The organism is Halomonas sp. MES3-P3E (assembly GCF_002836035.1).
Lineage (GTDB): Bacteria > Pseudomonadota > Gammaproteobacteria > Pseudomonadales > Halomonadaceae > Vreelandella > Vreelandella arctica.
Genome location: NZ_PJBT01000003.1, coordinates 13531 through 30240 on the forward strand (window position 1 = coordinate 13531; position 16710 = coordinate 30240).

16 protein-coding genes are annotated in these 16710 nt (G+C 55.4%); 4 read left to right on the top strand and 12 right to left on the bottom strand.

Features of this window, described 5'->3' with window-relative positions:
• Nucleotides 1-57: 57 nt before the first annotated feature.
• The 8 genes from CXF87_RS01105 to CXF87_RS01140 all read right to left on the bottom strand — a co-directional run bounded on the left by CXF87_RS01105 (nucleotide 58) and on the right by CXF87_RS01140 (nucleotide 6743).
• On the bottom strand, nucleotides 58-927 hold the full coding sequence (locus CXF87_RS01105; protein WP_101145137.1) for an Rpn family recombination-promoting nuclease/putative transposase: 870 nt from the start codon (nucleotides 925-927) through the stop codon (nucleotides 58-60).
• A gap of 159 nt (nucleotides 928-1086) precedes the next feature.
• The gene (locus CXF87_RS01110; RefSeq protein ID WP_101145138.1) at nucleotides 1087-2097 is read right to left on the bottom strand and encodes a c-type cytochrome; all 1011 of its coding nucleotides are present in this window, start codon (nucleotides 2095-2097) and stop codon (nucleotides 1087-1089) included.
• Entirely contained in the window at nucleotides 2094-2759 is a 666-nt protein-coding gene (locus tag CXF87_RS01115; protein ID WP_101145139.1) for a c-type cytochrome, read from the bottom strand. Before CXF87_RS01115 ends, CXF87_RS01110 begins: the two co-directional genes overlap by 4 nt.
• 28 nt (nucleotides 2760-2787) lie before the next feature.
• Nucleotides 2788-4107: an ATP-binding protein gene (locus CXF87_RS01120; RefSeq protein ID WP_101145140.1), complete on the bottom strand. Its 1320-nt coding sequence runs from the start codon at nucleotides 4105-4107 to the stop codon at nucleotides 2788-2790.
• Complete coding sequence (locus CXF87_RS01125; RefSeq protein WP_101145141.1) at nucleotides 4104-4820, bottom strand: response regulator; 717 nt, start codon at nucleotides 4818-4820, stop codon at nucleotides 4104-4106. The genes CXF87_RS01120 and CXF87_RS01125 overlap by 4 nt, the downstream gene beginning before the upstream one ends.
• A 123-nt stretch (nucleotides 4821-4943) precedes the next feature.
• Nucleotides 4944-5363, bottom strand: coding sequence for a DUF6691 family protein (locus tag CXF87_RS01130; RefSeq protein ID WP_101145142.1), 420 nt, complete (start codon nucleotides 5361-5363; stop codon nucleotides 4944-4946).
• The gene (locus tag CXF87_RS01135) at nucleotides 5360-5827 is read right to left on the bottom strand and encodes a YeeE/YedE family protein (RefSeq protein ID WP_101145143.1); all 468 of its coding nucleotides are present in this window, start codon (nucleotides 5825-5827) and stop codon (nucleotides 5360-5362) included. The genes CXF87_RS01130 and CXF87_RS01135 overlap by 4 nt, the downstream gene beginning before the upstream one ends.
• Before the next feature lie 49 nt (nucleotides 5828-5876).
• Nucleotides 5877-6743: an MBL fold metallo-hydrolase gene (locus CXF87_RS01140; protein WP_101145144.1), complete on the bottom strand. Its 867-nt coding sequence runs from the start codon at nucleotides 6741-6743 to the stop codon at nucleotides 5877-5879.
• 224 nt (nucleotides 6744-6967) lie between these two features.
• Between CXF87_RS01140 and CXF87_RS01145 the strand changes: the two genes are divergently transcribed.
• Nucleotides 6968-8584 carry a methyl-accepting chemotaxis protein gene (locus tag CXF87_RS01145; protein WP_101145145.1) on the top strand — a complete coding sequence of 539 codons (1617 nt, stop codon included), beginning with the start codon at nucleotides 6968-6970 and terminating at the stop codon, nucleotides 8582-8584.
• Between the two features lie 295 nt (nucleotides 8585-8879).
• Nucleotides 8880-10496, top strand: coding sequence for a methyl-accepting chemotaxis protein (locus CXF87_RS01150; RefSeq protein ID WP_101145146.1), 1617 nt, complete (start codon nucleotides 8880-8882; stop codon nucleotides 10494-10496).
• 67 nt (nucleotides 10497-10563) lie between these two features.
• Here CXF87_RS01150 and CXF87_RS01155 read toward each other — a convergent pair whose 3' ends face one another.
• The gene (locus CXF87_RS01155; RefSeq protein WP_101145147.1) at nucleotides 10564-11784 is read right to left on the bottom strand and encodes a glycosyl transferase; all 1221 of its coding nucleotides are present in this window, start codon (nucleotides 11782-11784) and stop codon (nucleotides 10564-10566) included.
• A 67-nt stretch (nucleotides 11785-11851) separates the two neighbouring features.
• Nucleotides 11852-12790, bottom strand: coding sequence for an HAD-IIB family hydrolase (locus CXF87_RS01160; protein ID WP_101145148.1), 939 nt, complete (start codon nucleotides 12788-12790; stop codon nucleotides 11852-11854).
• Nucleotides 12791-13338: 548 nt separating this feature from the next.
• Between CXF87_RS01160 and CXF87_RS01165 the strand changes: the two genes are divergently transcribed.
• Together CXF87_RS01165 and CXF87_RS01170 are read left to right on the top strand one after the other, a co-directional pair.
• On the top strand, nucleotides 13339-13563 hold the full coding sequence (locus CXF87_RS01165) for a hypothetical protein (RefSeq protein WP_101145149.1): 225 nt from the start codon (nucleotides 13339-13341) through the stop codon (nucleotides 13561-13563).
• Nucleotides 13563-13952, top strand: a complete 390-nt coding sequence (locus CXF87_RS01170; RefSeq protein ID WP_101145150.1) for a type II toxin-antitoxin system VapC family toxin — start codon at nucleotides 13563-13565, stop codon at nucleotides 13950-13952. The genes CXF87_RS01165 and CXF87_RS01170 overlap by 1 nt, the downstream gene beginning before the upstream one ends.
• Nucleotides 13953-13970: 18 nt before the next feature.
• Here CXF87_RS01170 and CXF87_RS01175 read toward each other — a convergent pair whose 3' ends face one another.
• Both CXF87_RS01175 and iscB read right to left on the bottom strand, forming a co-directional pair.
• Nucleotides 13971-14975 carry an OmpA family protein gene (locus CXF87_RS01175; RefSeq protein ID WP_101145151.1) on the bottom strand — a complete coding sequence of 335 codons (1005 nt, stop codon included), beginning with the start codon at nucleotides 14973-14975 and terminating at the stop codon, nucleotides 13971-13973.
• Nucleotides 14976-15063: 88 nt separating this feature from the next.
• On the bottom strand, nucleotides 15064-16434 hold the full coding sequence (iscB, locus tag CXF87_RS01180) for an RNA-guided endonuclease IscB (protein ID WP_101145152.1): 1371 nt from the start codon (nucleotides 16432-16434) through the stop codon (nucleotides 15064-15066).
• Between the last annotated feature and the right edge of the window lie 276 nt (nucleotides 16435-16710).

The window sequence follows — 16710 nt, forward strand, 5'->3', positions numbered from 1 at the left end:
CACCACGAGCGTAGCGAAGCAAACTCGACTTTTTCAGGACGCAAAATCGGTCACTATTTAATGTTTGAACAGCTCATCAAGATTGTTCGCTACCAAGATTTCATCTGTCCAGCCTTCTAGCTGCTGGGCATTAGCAGTCTCCAGTTTCTGAATAACCCACTCAGGCAGATCTCCAAACCGCTTAGTAAGTAGGCGTTGAAGTATACGTTGCGCTTCTTCCCGCCGCGCATCGTTTAGCAGCGATACTTCATCACGCAGCGCCCGTTCACGCACAAAAGCCAAGCGGCGAGTTTCCTCGTCGGCACTGAGCTCGCGGATGCGGCTCATCGCACGTTTAACCGGTTCGTGGGCAACATTCGCCATCGTGAGTTCCTCCTGCCAGTGCTTGAAGAAGGTGATCCAGGCGCGTAGCGGGCCCTCTGGCAAGCCCAGGCGATCCGCCTTGTTCAATTCGATTAGGTTCATTTGCAAAACGTTCCCCAGCGAAACCTTGGGCTGGCGTCCATCGCGCATCTCGAATCGCCAGATCGCTTGCTCGCGCTCGGCGGCTGTTTCCGTAAACAGGTCGAAGTCAAGCAGGTGCAGGCCCACCGAGGCCCGCAGCTCTTGGTAATCTTCCCCGGCGCTCAGCTGGCTTCCCAGCGTGCGGGCCAGATAAAACACCCCCCGCTTGTGCCAGGCCCCGTAACGGCGCACCTGCACCTCGATATTGTAGCAGTTGCCATCCCCATCGCGTGCCAGCACATCGAGAATGATGTACTTGCCGGTAAGCTCTGTCGCCTCGATATTCGGATTCAGTATCTCCACCGAGGCAATGTTGGGCAAATCCGGGCGCAGATCATTGATCAGATCCACCAGCAGATCCGGGGCTTCGGCAAACAGCCGCTTGAAAACGTAGTCGTTGGTGGGGTCGAGTAATTCGCTCATGAGCCCCTCCTTATGTAATACAGGCACTTTACCATAGCGGGACCACAGCGCGGTTTACCCATGACACGGAAATCTAAGAACCTTGATCTTAGTTAGCCTCCCCCGCCAATTGAGATTGCCATGTCGCTGCTCTCCTAACACTGACCTACAGTGAATTTTCTACTCCTCCGACAGATTCTCAAACCTCGGCATGCCTACATTCCAGGGTTTGATATCGCCTTTCTCTCCGAAGTTGTCATGGTCTCCCAGCACATGACCATCATGCTCGCGGGTTTGACCATAGAGTGAACGGCCATGGAACCGTTCCGCGGTCTCGGCGACATCCCCGGTATAGCGAGGATCCTGAGGACGCTCCTGACTGGTGATGTAGTAGGCAATATCCCAGGCCTGTTGATCACTGAGCGAGCGGGGCTGGCCAAGCGGCATGTTCTGATAAATGAAGCCCGCCATGGTTTCCAGCCGCGCGATGCCTGCTCCCCAGTTATTGGAGCCGTCGCCCCATGGCGGGGGAAACACGTACTCATCATTTTCATAGTGCCCGGCACCATTTTCCTGGTGGCATATCGAGCAGTTTTCCTGGTAGGCAGTTTCCCCTCTAGCGTAGCTGGGCTCTTCGGTCGGCTCTTCTGGCGCCGGGAAGCCACGACCATAAATCGGCTTGTCGGGATACATCGGTGCGCCGGTGGCCAGCCACTGGTGATAGGCACTGAGTGCCAACATTTCATCACTACCATACTCCGGTGGCACGCCGTTCATGGAGTAGGCAAAGCAGCCGGCGATACGCTCTTCCAGGTTATTCACATGCTGGTTCTTGCCACGGAAGTCCGGCAGTGTAATGGCCGCTGTCCACACCGGCGCGCTGAACGGCACCCGCCCTTCCCCCAGGTGGCAACTGGAGCAGTTCATGTCATTGAAGACATTCTCACCACGCAATTGCTGCGTATTAGTGAATAGATCGTGACCGTAGCGGATGACTTTTTTCAGTTCCGGATGAATATCGGCACTTTCCATATCTTCCATGGTGGGCGGTTCGTGCACCAATTGGTTCAGCGCTGCATCCGCCCGCTCTTCCTGAGCAAAGACACTGGTGGCGTATACGCTAATACCGATGCCGACCGTCAATGAACAGCCAGTAAGCGCTAAAACGAGAGGGCGTGGACAGGTTATCATTGTGCTGACTCCTGGTCGGCGGAGGCGGGTTGCTTGGCGTACCAGGCGGATACAGCCTGGATGTCGTCATCACTCATGCGCTTGGCAATGGCGCCCATCAGGTTTTGCGGATCGTTGCTGCGAGTTTCGTTTTTCCACGCCGACAATTGGGTGCGGATGTAGCCGGCATGCTGGCCTGCAATGCCTGGGAAGGCATCACCTACGCCCCTGCCCCCAGGCCCATGGCAACTTTGGCAGGAAACAATGTAGGCGTTCCAATCGCCACGTTCGGCGAGCTGCTGCCCGCGGGCCAATAGCGTCTCGTCGGCTTCATCGCCGCCTTGCCCCTGGGTAGGGGGCAGTTGGCTGTAGTAGGCGGCCACATCGGCGATTTGTTGGTCGTTGAGCATATTGGCAAATGTTGCCATCGTCGCATTTTCACGCCGCCCTGCTTTAAAATCATGCAACTGCTTGGCGATATAGTCGGCATCCAGGCCAGCTAAGCGCGGCCAGGACTCCCCATCAGGCACATTCATGCCACTGCCATCGGCCTGGTGGCAGGCGCTACAGCTGGCCGCGGCGGCTTTGCCGCGCTCCGCGTTCCCCTCCTGGGCCAACGCCCCTGCGGCGAACAGGGTGATACCTACACAGAGACCAACCCTGCTAACGTATTTGTTATTCATATCGGTTTCTCCCTTGCGTTATCTTTTTTTAACTGTCCGCCACTGGCACCATCAGGCGAGCGGTAAACCCGCCCCCCGCCGGGCTGGCGAATGCCACTTCGCCATCGAATCGTTCAGCGATTGCCGCGACAATCGCCAGCCCCAGCCCGCTTCCCTGCTGTTTGCTGGCGCGCCAGAAGCGTTGCGTCAGTTGCTTGAGCGTCGCGTCATCGACGCCTGGGCCCTGGTCGCTGACGCTGAAGGTAAGAAAGCGCTGCCCGTGCTCCCACTCCGCCTCCAGCGTTACGGGTGTTTCCGGCGGTCCATGGTGCAGCGCGTTATCGAGCAAATTGCGTAGCGCGGTAATCGCTAGCTCACGGGGCATGGCCAGGGTGGTCTCTGGCCAGTCAGCGGGCACCACAAAGCGGCCGGAGTGACTGTGGTGGCAATCCGCCAGGGCGCACTCGGCAACATCGGCAACACGGCTTACCTCGCCATCATCAAACCGCGCACGCCCTTCTACCCGTGCCAGAGTCAGCAGTTGATCAAGGGTCGAACTCAGCCGCACCACGCCCTCTTCCGCCTGATTGAGCGATGCCTTCGCCGCCTCCCCTTCAACGCGGCGGGCAACTTGCAGGTGGGTCTTGATGGCCGTCAGCGGCGTGCGCAGCTCGTGCGCGGCGTCATTGGTAAAGCGCTGTTCGCGGATAATGGTTTGCTGCACCCGCGCCAACAGCGCGTTAAGCGTTGTAATGAGAGGTCGGATCTCTTTTGGCAAGCCGTAGGTAGCCACCGGCGCCAGCGCATCCGGATGGCGGTTGGCAAGCGACTCTCGCAGCCGTGTCAGCGGTGCCAGCCCACGCCAGATACCTAGCCACAGCGCCACCATGCTGCCCACCAGTGCCACCACAAACGGCACCACCGCCACCCGAATAACGCCGCTAAGCAGTATGTTCCTTTCATCCATCCGGTCGGCGGTGGTAATCACGATGCCATTGCGCTCGTAGGTGAAGACCCGCCAGGTCACATCGCCAGCCTGACGATAAGTGTGCCCGCCCTCTCCCGGCGCCAGCACATCGTCCATATCAGCATGGGTGCGCGCCATGACCTCGCCTTGGGGGGAATGCACCTGGCAGGCCAGCCCTTCAATAGAGGGAATGGAGAGCACCGGATGCTCGGTGTCCTCCCATACGTCAAGGGGAAGCTGCAAAACCAGCCCAGCCACCATTCGCGCCGACTGCGCCAGACGTTGGTCCAGGGTTTCTACAAATTTGTCTTCCAGGTCGCGCATCAGCCACGCGGCGGCGATACCCCATAGCAACGCCAGGGTTAGCCCCAGGGTGATTAGTAAGCGGGCACGTAAACTCATAGCTGGCCTTTATCTATCTCACACTCATAGGGCGTGCCCGCCAAGTGCACCGCCTCAGGCTTGCCCAGCCGATAGCCAAGCCCGCGCACCGTTTCGATCACCCCGCTCCCGAGCTTGCGGCGCAGGTGGTGAATATGCACATTCAGGGCATTGCTCTCGACATCATCATTCATGCCATAAAGGCTGTCTTTGAGCTGATCGGCCGACAGTACGCTGCGCGGCGATTGCAGGAAGGTTTCCAGCAGCACCAGCTCACGGCGAGACAGTGCGATCAGTTGCCCTTCGACATACACTTCGCGGGCGGTGGGATCTAACGCGAGGGCCCCATGGGAAATCATGCCGCTGCTACGCCCTGCCACACGGCGCAGCAGAGCGTGCAGGCGCGCGACTAATTCATCCAGATCGAAGGGCTTGACCAGATAGTCATCGGCACCGCCCTGCAGGCCATCCACCCGGTCTCGCACGGTATCTCTTGCGGTTAACACCAGCACCGGCACATCGACGCCCTGCTCACGCCACTCGGCCAACAACTGCAGGCCATCGCCATCCGGCAAGCCACGGTCAAGAATGACCACATCACTAGTGACTGTTCGCATCGATTGGCGAGCGGCGTTGAGCGTGGAGACGTGATCGACGACAAAATCGAAGGTCATTAATCCAGAGCGGATACCCGATGCCACCAGCGGGTCATCTTCAATCAGCAAGACGTGCATAACGGTTTCCTTTTTATTACCTGACAGCATGACTGCCACGCATTAACCCAGCGTTAAGAAAACAAAACGCCCTTGCAGTAAAGGCAAGGGCGTTAGCAGCAGCGACCATATAAGTCTGACTTATTAGCCGAGCCTTTTGGCGGCAAACCACCCCAGCACCATCGTCACCAGCATGGCCGCTAGCGGTAGTGATACGCCGCCAATAGAGGCGATCGCAGGCCCAGGGCAGTAGCCGGAAAGCCCCCAGCCAATGCCAAACAGCGCTGCGCCGCCCAGTAACTTGCCATCCAGCTCCTTCTTGGTGGGTAACTGAAAGACGCCGCCCAACAGGGGTGCCGAACGCTTGAATACCAGCCGATAGCCGATAAAGGTGGTTACCACGGCCCCGCCAAGCACAAACATCAGCGTCGGGTCCCAGGCGCCCGCTACATCTAAAAACCCCAGCACTCGTGCGGGGTCGGTCATACCGGAAATTGCCAAACCCAAACCAAAAATCAGCCCCGCCGCATAACCAGCCGCTGTTTTCATCGCGTTCCCGTTCATTGCACACCGCCTAGGCCTAACAGATGGCGCGAGATATAAACGGTCACTAGCGCCGTCAGCAAAAACATACCGGTGGCAGCCATGGAGCGTGGCGCCAAGCGTGCCAAGCCACATACGCCATGCCCACTGGTGCAACCGCTGCCAAGCCCTGTGCCCACACCCACCAACAAGCCGGCCACCAACATCAATCCGACGCCACCGGCTGGCGCGCCAATCACCTCACCTGGGCTCCCCACCACGTTTCCCAAGCCGCCACCTAATGCCATGATCAACAGCGGCCCGCTAATCAGCCCTAAAACAAATGCCACCCGCCAAGCGCTATCGCCTTTGGGACGCTGGGTTATTAAGTTACCAACGATCCCACTAATCCCCGCGATACGCCCTAACGTTGCCATTAGCCAGGTGGCGGAAAGCCCAATCAGCAAGCCCCCAGCTAAGCCTTGTAAACCTGCTGTCCAATCCACTGGTGTCTCCCAAGCATTCCGCTTTCACAGGTTAAAAAAATAGAAACGGTTAGAAAAAATTAATCGGCACTTTTAAATAGACCGTGCCATTCTCTTCCGCCGGAGGCAGCGCTCCAGCACGCATATTGACTTGAACCGAAGGAATAATGAGCCGTGGCATGCCTAAGGTGGCATCACGCTCGGTGCGCATCTTCACAAACGCCTCTTCGCTGACACCTTCGTGAACATGCACATTCTCACTGCGCTGTTCTGCTACGCTGGTTTCATGCTGAAAGGTATCGCGGCCGGGGGCTTTATAGTCGTGGCATAAAAACAGCCGCGTCTGCTCGGGCAGCGCCAACACTTTTTGAATAGAGTGATACAGGGTACGTGCATCGCCGCCGGGAAAGTCGCACCGCGCGGTGCCATAATCCGGCATAAAAAGCGTATCCCCTACAAAGGCAGCATCCCCCACTACGTAGGTTAAGCAGGCGGGCGTATGACCAGGGGTATGCAGTACACGGCCCTGTAATTGCCCAATGTTGAACGTATCCCCTTCTTCAAACAGCGCATCAAATTGGCTGCCATCCCGAGCAAATTCGGTACCCGCATTGAACGCCTTGCCGAAGATCTCTTGCACCTTGACTATTTTGGCACCGATGCCGGTTTTGCCTCCTAACTGCTCATGCAGATAGGGGGCTGCCGAAAGGTGGTCGGCGTGCACATGGGTCTCCAAAATCCAGGCGACGTCGAGCTGGTGTTCGCGAACAAAGGCGATGATGTTGTCAGCTGAACGCACATCCGTTCGCCCTGCGGCATAATCAAAATCGAGCACCGAATCTATGATCGCGCAGGCACTGCTATCGGGGTCTTGAACGACATAGCTAAAGGTGTTCGTGGGTTCATCAAAAAAGTGCTTAACGATTGGGCGTTGCATTGCTGCCTCCCATTAGTGGTAATCGCATTCTCATGCTTTAAAGACAGCATAGTGCATTCCAGGTTCTATCGTTAGACTATTTTTGAATATTGCAGCAGCTACTATTCACAAAAGAGAAGTGATACACCCAGCAGCAGATATGAAACATTTCATTAATCTTTGCCTTGTTTAGGCCGATAGGAATAAATAGGGGCAGAACTACTCAATTACAAAAAAGGAAAAACATGACTCGTTTAACAACAACACAAAAACTCTGGGGAACGTTGGGCATCATCTGGATAGCTATGCTGCTCTTGGTAGGTTGGTTAGCCCTTGAGAACCGTCAAACAATTGTCAGCGAACGCCGCGACAGTATTCAGTACGTGGTCGAAAGTGTACAAAACCAAATTGAAGCTCTGCAGGAACGGGTAAACGCTGGGGAGCTCAGTCTTGAAGAAGCGCAGCAGCGCGCCATCGACAATATGTCTAGTGTGAGCTTTGGGGCAGGCGAATACATTTTCTCCTTCAATGACGACTTACTGGTTATTTCCCACCCCAGCCGCGAATCCGGCACTGATATGACCGACTATCTGGACGCCAGCGGTATGGCGCTATACCCAGAGTTACTGCGTGTTGCCCAGGCAGGCGGTGGCCACGTCAATTACTACTCTACTCGCGCCGGTGGCGAAGAACAGTTGCCAAAAACCAGTTACGTAGCACACCTACCCGAATGGGAGTGGTCGCTGGCAACGGGCGTTTATGTTGATGATATCAATGAAGCGTTTATCGCCGGCTTGATTCACTCAATCGGGATACTGCTGATCATTGGCCTGCCGGTAACGCTGCTGATGGGCTGGGTGATCCGCGATGTTTCCCGTCGATTAGGCGGCGACCCCCGCTACGCCGCCAGCGTGGTGCGCCATATCGCCGACGGTGATCTCACACAGGTAACGCAGCTTTCAGCGAAAGATCAGCAGAGTTTACTGTTTGATATTAACCGTATGCGGGAAACCCTAGCCGCTACCATCGGTGATATTCATCAAGGAGCCAATCAGGTCAACAGCGGTGTCGAGCAAATTGTAGGGGTGAACGAAGAGCTTTCGACACGCACCGAAGAACAGGCAGCGTCGCTGGCCGAAACAGCCACCAGCATGGAACAGCTCACGGCCACCGTTAAGCAAAACGCGGAACACGCAGACCATGCGCGCAAACTTGCCACCAGGGCAGCCGACAGTGCTCAGCGCGGCAGCGATTCGATGTCATCCGTTACGACCACGATGGCCACCATTAACGAAAGCGCCACGCAAATGAGCAGCATCGTCAACACCATTGACGGCATTGCCTTCCAAACCAATATCTTGGCCCTGAACGCGTCCGTTGAAGCCGCACGCGCTGGCGAACAAGGGCGCGGTTTTGCGGTGGTGGCCAATGAGGTTCGCCAACTTGCCAGCCGCTCGGCAGCTGCTGCACAAGAGATCAAGGCGCTGATCGAAGCGTCGGACAGCAAAGTGGTGGAAGGTAGCCGCCAGGTACGCGACACCGGTGATGTGATTAACAGCATGGTCGATGACATCAAGGAGCTCAGCACACTGGTGCAGGAAATTTCAGCCGCCACCATTGAACAGAGCAGCGGTATCGAACAGGTCAACCAAGCCGTCACGCAAATGGATCAAATGACCCAGCAGAATGCCAGCCTAGTACAACAGAGCACTCAGGCCACCCAAACCCTGGCCCAGCTAAGCAACCAGCTTCGTCAGTTGGTCGCCAACTTCCGCATTAATCAGTCCACAGAGCATACGCAGGCAAGCTTACCCGCCTCCTCACCTACTCCACAGGCTGCTTATCAGCACAGCGATTTTTAGCATTAATATCGCTCGCGATTTTATGTTTGCCATCGCGAGCGATATCCCCCCTGTCATTGTGACTCCCTTCCCTCATGTCATTGTGATTCCTTCCCCCATGTCATTGTGATTCCCTCCCCCATGTCATTGTGATTCCCTCCCCCATGTCATTGCGAACGCAGTGAAGCAATCTGGGTTTTATGCTGCTGCGGCCAATAAAAATGCCGAGGCGGAATTTATATTAAATTTAGCTAAGGTATTGACGCTTTAAGCCGATAGACAAAAACGTTGCTTACATACATCGGCTAGGAAAAACATGACTCGCTTAACGACGACGCAAAAACTCTGGGGAACGCTGGGTATCATTTGGATTGCCATGCTGCTGTTAGTTGGCTGGCTAGCGTTGGAAAACAGACAAACGATTGAGAGTGAACGACGCGACAGCATTCAATATGTGATCGAGAGCGTGCATAGCCAAATTGAAGCCCTGCAAGAACGGGTGACCACTGGCGAGCTAAGTGAAGAAGAGGCGCAGCAGCGCGCCATCGACAATATGTCCAGCGTCAGCTTTGGCGGCGGTGAATACCTATTTTCCTTCGACGACGACCTACGTATTATTTCTCACCCCAATCGCCCCCGCGGTGAAGACATGAGCGCTTATCAAGATGCTAGCGGCATGGATCTTTATGCCGCGTTTCGTGAGGCCGCTCAATCCGGCGGCGGTCATGTTGACTACCACTCCCGCCGTATTACCGGCGATAAGCAGGTGCCCAAAATCAGCTACGTGGCTTATCTCCCTGAATGGCAGTGGTCAATGGCGGCAGGCGTTTATGTCGATGATATCAATGAAGCCTTTATTGCTGGCCTGATTCGCTCAGTGGTCATTCTTTTAATCATCGGCTTACCGGTAACGCTGCTGATGGGCTGGGTGATCCGTGATGTTTCCCGTCGTTTAGGCGGCGACCCACGCTACGCCGCCAGCGTTGTGCGTCATATCGCCGACGGTGATCTCACACAGGTAACCCAGCTTTCAGCGAAAGATCAGCAGAGTTTACTGTTTGATATTAACCGTATGCGGGAAAACCTCGCTGTCACCATCGGTGATATTCATCACGGAGCCAATCAGGTCAATAGTGGTGTCGAGCAAATTGTGGGCGTCAACGAAGAGCTTTCGACACGCACCGAAGAGCAGGCAGCCTCACTAGCCGAAACCGCTTCCAGCATGGAACAGCTCACGGCTACCGTTAAGCAGAATGCAGAACACGCAGACCATGCGCGTACGCTTGCTACCCGCACCGCCGACAGTGCTCAGCGTGGCAGTGACTCGATGTCCACGGTGATCACCACCATGGCGACGATTAATGAAAGCGCCACGCAAATGAGCAGCATCGTCAACACGATTGATGGCATAGCCTTCCAAACCAATATTTTGGCGCTGAACGCGTCCGTTGAAGCCGCACGCGCTGGAGAGCAAGGGCGCGGTTTTGCCGTGGTGGCCAATGAAGTTCGTCAACTTGCCAGCCGCTCCGCCTCTGCCGCACAAGAGATTAAAACCCTGATCGAAGCGTCGGACAGCAAAGTGGTCGAAGGCAGCCGCCAGGTTCAGGCGACCGGCGACGTTATCAATGGCATGGTCGATGACATCAAACAGCTCAGCACACTGGTGCAGGAAATTTCAGCAGCCACTATTGAGCAGAGCAGTGGTATCGAACAGGTCAACCAAGCCGTCACGCAAATGGATCAAATGACCCAGCAAAATGCCAGCCTAGTGCAAGAGAGCAATCATGCGACCCAAACGCTTGCGCAACTCAGCACTCAACTGCGTGAGCTGGTATCCAACTTCCGTATTAATCAGAACACGGAGCATTTGAAGGCAAGCTTACCAGCGTCATCAACGGCGCCACGGGCTGCCTATCAGGACAGTGATTTTTAATACACGCTAAAAACAAGGCCAGCTACCGATGGGCAGCTGGCCTGTTTTCATTCCGCCGTTTGTGGCGTTAAACCTTACCTTGATTATCCAGTTCGACCGCCTCGTGCATACGCGTGAGGAGGTCGGGCACGGCTGCCTGTACGCGGTTCCAGCTGGGAATAAAGGGCCGTTCTCTAGGGTTATCCAAAAATAGGTTGCCCGCTTCGAGTAGATTACTGGCGAATAGCTCGACCGCTTGCTCCTCACTATGACGGTCAAGGCTCAGGCCGTTCATGGTGGCGTCGTGGTCGTAGGCCTCAATCAAATCCAATGCAAAGCGGTAATAAGTCGCTTTGAGCGTGCGGAAATCTTCGCTGCTAAAGGTAATGCCCTGAGTGGCTAATTTGCGATAGAGCGCTTTTGAGATATCCAAGCTCATGCGGTTTAAGCCGCCATTGGGATCATCTTCGCTAACCGGCTGGTGCTTGTGGTCGTAGGCATCGGCAATATCGACTTGGCAGAGCTGGCGCAGTGAGTAATTGCGCTGCAGTTCCGATAGCACACCGATTTCCAGCCCCCAATCAGCGGGGATACGGATGCCTTCCAGCACTTCGCTACGCATCGCAAACTCGCCCGAAAGCGGGTAACGGAAACTATCCAAGTAGTCGAGGTACGGTAGCGGCCCGCAAACGGTTTTAAGCGCCCGCAGCAGCGGTGTGACTAATAGTCGAGAGACACGGCCATTGAGCTTGCCTTCCGCAATACGCGGGTAATAGCCTTTGCAGAAACTATAATTAAAATTAGGATGAGCGACGGGATACATCAAGCGCGCCAGCAGCCCGCGGTCGTAGGTGAGGATATCGCAATCATGCAGCCCGACCACCGTCGAGCGCCCAGACGACAACATATAACCTGCGCAGTACCACACATTGCGCCCTTTACCTGGCTCCAACGCCCCTAGCCCATGCTCTTCCAATTCTGCATCGAGCGCTTTCAGGCGCGGGCCATCGTTCCATAAAATGCGCGTATGTTGCGGCAGCCGGGAGAAAAATTCACGGGCGAATAAAAACTGTTCTCGGTCGGCGCGATCCAAGCCAATGACTATCTCACTGAGGTAAGGCACCTTAACCAGTTCATCAACAATCGCTGAAAGCGCAGGTCCTTCCAATTCGGAAAAAAGCGACGGTAGAATCAACCCCATCGGCCGCCGTCGGGAAAATTGGCATAGCTCCTCTTCAAGTGCTTCTACTGAACGCTTAGTCAGGTTATGGAAGTCGGTAATAATCCCATTTTGATGAAAGTCACTCATGCGCTTGCCTCCCTGGATTCATGGAACGGTTCTCAACTACTGAACCGTTCTCAAATAACGTCTGTTCTCAAACCACAGCATCACCTTTCTCCGCCGTCGCTAAACGGCGGTCATCTCGCCCCCACCAGTGGGCAACCCCCTCTGCCCAGCCGGCCGGCCCTGTTGCTTCCGTGCGATATAGCGAAGTGTTACGCAGCTCTACGACTAAGTCGTGGCAACCGCGGATGACGACGGCTTGATCAACCGCTTCAAGCATAGAGATATCGTTCGGCCCATCCCCCAGCCCTAATGAAAGAGGCGTGCGACCTCTTAACGCCGTAAAGCGTTTCACCAACCACTCGACTGCGCTGCCTTTATCCGCCGAGCGCCCCATGACATGAAAGAAACGTCCGCCTTGTGTTAGCTGCAGGCCATCCCCTTCCAGTGCAGCGCGAAACGCTTCTAATGCTGAGTCACTGTCTTTCCACAACAGCGGCTCGCTGCCTTCCCGCTGCCGCGCATCACGGGCGCGGGGCTCGTCTAATCCAGTCAGCTCCATGACCTCCTGCACACTCAGCTCACCCATCCGGGTAAATTGAATATCCAAACGCTCGCGCCACACCTTTAAGCGCGCACGAATAAAGCCAATATCCACCCCAGGGTGTTTAATCACAACCCCATCGCGACCGCCACCAGGGCGGTCTAACCGCGCATGGCACCAACCTGGCGGCAAGCCAATCACCGCTCCATTTTCAGCGATAAAAGGCGTACCCGTCAGGCCCAACGCTTCGCGCAGCGGAATCAACTCCGCACGGGTTTTACTGGTAACCGGAATGACCGGCACGCCCATTTGTTTTAAACGAGCAAGCCAAGGCGCGGCGGGGCTGAAATCATAACTATGGTGATCCAGCAGCGAACCATCTAAATCGGTCACGACTAGACGCGGCTGAAACGCAGGGTCTACCGGCGATGGTGACGGAGAAGGCGACGGAGAAAGCGGCGCTGAAAACTGATTGGATTCCGGCATGGCACTACCTCTATTCGGTCTTAGCACATCGTCAAGATAGTAGCTTGCGATGCCCTATGGCGATGACCAACGAGTAATTGGCTTTGAAAAGGATAGCAAGTTATAAGCCAAATCAGAGAAGTGTAGCTTTAGCAGAGGGTTACCGGGATTTTTTAAAATTTAATGTCACGCCACAATCCCAAGCACCAAAAAGAAGCAGCATGAATGCACCAAAAAAACGCATGAAACACATTAGTGCACTTGTCGCGGCGCTACCTATTAAAAGAATGAGGCAGAACATAAAAAAACTGAGACAGCACTTGGCAAGGCCTTATAAATAGCTACACCAAACCTGTACCCACTGGTAATCCTGTACACCCCTCACCTGATGCCAGTGGGCTGCAGTGAGCCAAGCCCTTTCATGCCCGCCTCCCCCGGCGGGTTTTTTTATCAATTTCTCTCTTTATTCTTTACACCTTCCCATGGCTTTACGAATGCAGTGAAGCAATCTAGGGCCTGAATTTCAAATGTGCTATTCTGAATTTCAAAGGTTTTTCTGAGGGTTTGTCATGTACGCCATCGAGTTTGAAGCAGATATCAAAAACGAATACATCCGTCTTCCACAGTTTGAAAAATTGAAAAATCGTCATGTGAAAATTATTGTTTTAGCTGAAGATAGTGCTGAACCTGATCATGAGACAACCATTCAGCGTTATCCAGCCAAAGTGCCGCCCATTGCTTTTAAAGCAGATATTTTAGACACAGTGCCAGACTCAAGCTGGGATTTAACCTAATGCAAGTGCTAGATACCCATGTTTGGCTATGGTGGATGTCTGGCGACGAGCGGCTAAAGCACCACTGGCGTGATGCGATTGAAACCGATGTCAGTGTCGGGGTAAGTGCAATCAGTTTGTTTGAGGTGGCCTGGCTAGTTGAGCACAAGCGCATTGAGCTAGGTTGCGCTCTGGAATGGTGGTTCGAGCAGGCGCTTGACGCATCAAGCATCGCTCTTTTACCCATTACACCCGCCATCGCTGAACGTGCTGTCTCGCTGCCAAGGCATCACAGTGATCCACAGGATCGTATTATCATCGCGACAGCTTTAGATCATCAGGCACAGCTACTGTCGGCAGATTCTAAATTCAAATTTTACGAAGAGTTAGGCGATTTTCTCGTTCGCTGAACACACCCAAACCGACCCTTACTCCACATGAATAACCACCTCAACCCGCCGGTTGCGAGCCCGCCCTTCTGCGCTAGCGTTGCTTTCCAGCGGCCTTGTGGCTGCCAAGCCGACGGCGCGTAGACGCTCAGCGTCGACCCCCGCCGCTTCCAGCGCCTCAACAATGGCGATGGCGCGCGCACTTGAAAGCGCCCAGTTGGAAGAGAACTCATCGGTGCTAATCGTCTGACTATCCGAATGGCCTTCCACCCATACTTCGCCATCATAGCGCTGAATCGTTTCCAGCAAACTGCCGACTAATGATGACCCGTCGTTGGTTAACTCAGCCGTCGCCGAAGGAAACAGCAATTGATCCTGTACACGCAGGCTAATGCCTTCCGCCACTCGTGATACTTCAACACCTTCCAGGTCGGGCAGATAGGTAGACTCCTCAACGCGTTGGGAAAGCGCTTGGTTCAGGGCAAGCGCACCCGCCACTGACTCGTCGCTGACAACCTGCACATTTACCGGGGGCCGGTCAGTTAACACCACCATGTAATCCGCCAGAGGCGATGAAAAATCATCACTGCCCGCAGGCATTAGCAGTTTAGGGAGGGTAATGGCCGGTTCAACAGGTTTCGGCGCGGCCAACAGCGGCGGTACACCAACGCTAACGCGCCGCCGGGGTAACCGAGACAGCTTAGGCAAGCCAGCCACCCCCAGCGACGCACTCACCGCCATCGGGCTCAGCCCTGCGCCACTCCAGGCGGCACTACCAACGCGCTCAGGCATGGCGTTTGCTAACGACTCAGGCAAAGGGATTTCCAGCGAAGGCGATGACGATTGACTAGCGTCAATTGCTGTATCGCCTGCCAACCACTCTGAATGGTTCGCCCCTGTCGCGGCGATAATGACGACGAAGAGAGCCACCAACAACGTCATGATATCCAGATAGCTAATCATCCAACCGCTATTGCTATCACTTTCATGATAAGCCGACATCAGCGAATCATGGCGCGGTCCGCCGCGGTGATCTTCAAGCATTGGTATTATCGCTCATCAGATTTTACGCGGGATACCTCGTACTTTTAGTGCGAGGAGGGAGAGCGCGTCGCCCGCAGGGCGACTTGGATCACGCCACCGCCTGTCCCGCTCCTCCTGTTAGGTTGATAGAGGGGGTGTGGTGATAGCCGTAGCCATCACCGCGCTGGATCACGGTGCAGTAGTTGTGCGAAACCCCTTGCACCGCACCGTGTTCTGTTTGGATATTGAAGCTGCCGGTTTTACGCACCGCGACACGCCCCGTATGCATTCCGGCTTTCTTGCCGGTGGGCACCAGCGCACGCACCATGTCGCCGGTCTGAAAGCCTCTTACTTGCTTCTGTCGCATCAAAAAGCCGCGTGGGAAGCCGTACTTGTTCAGGCGCGTGCGTTGATAGCTGCCACGCCCCATCGCCTTGATGGTTAAGGTAGGCACCTGCCAAGCGTGAAGCGTGTCAAATGCACCGACACAGGCAGCATCCAGGCCGTGGGTTTTAGGGATGCCCAGTCGCTGGCGGTTGTATTTGGTGCGGCCGCCGCTGCTGACGGCGACCGGCAAATCAGTGGTCTTGAGCGCGGAGAACAGCGCCCAACGGGTCGCGTTGACGGCGCTGGCATCTCTTAATGACTGCTTGAGCTGGCGCTGTACCCGCTCTAGTCGAATGGCAGCGGTGTGGCCATTGGCTTTCAAGCGGCGATGCAGTCCCTTGTCGTGGGCAAAGAAGTCAGCCAATGCCTGGCTGTTCTTGGCCTGATTACAGGGGTGGCAGCTCAGCGTTAAGTTGCTGACACGATTCGAACCGCTGCGTGAACGCGGCACCACATGCTCGACTTCAAGTGGTGTGTCTGTGTCGCCACAATACGCACATTCGCGCCCCCACTTTTCCAGTAAATATTCGCGCACCTCGTAGCCCAACAGCGTGCCTTGCTGATACTCGACGCCGCTAATCTCTGGGTTTTCCAACTGTTGCGTGTCAAAGCGCACTAACTCTTGGCAGATGCCGGTGATCGGTGCCAAGCGACTGAGCCGATTTACCCAGGCCATCACGGTGTCAACGCGATGCTGCAGCGACGGTGCCAGCCAACCTTTGGGCTTGGTGCGATTGTTAAAGCGCGGGGCGCGGTAGCGCAGATTCTTCGACCGGCGACGACGCCGAAAGGCAGCGCGCTGCTCCAGCGATTTCTTTATCTGGTACCCACGATGCACCAGCCCAAACAGGCACAGCACATGACGCTGTTCAGTGTCGGTTTCGCGCATCAGCGCCAACCCAGTGGTCTTGCTGCCAGGGTCAATGCCCAGGCGTAGCGGCTGCATGTCTCCGCCCACCCGATCTTTCAGTCGAATGGTAAACGGGTAACGCTTATGCACCACGGCACGACCGCGCCCTAGCAGCAAGCGGGCGCGCTTTTCGCTGCACGGCATCAACGGTTGCTTCTGTTTGTCTATTACGAAAACCGCCATGCGATTTTCTCCTGTGTAAATACCCTTACGGGTCTTGTGTCGCGAGGCGTGCGCCCCGTCTCCCCTCGGGAATGTCGATAACCGGCTCCTGCTGACGATAGCGCTGCCAACAGCGATCAAGACCTTCGGCGTTTTACCTTGCGCCCGCATGATCCTGACCTTTCAGAGCGGCAAGCTGAGAAAGCACTTGCCGGTGAGTTTTGGCGACCTGTTATCAACGTAGCGGGTTGGCTACCGCTCTCCCTGGTCAACCCAGCGTGTTGTCACAAGCTCCCG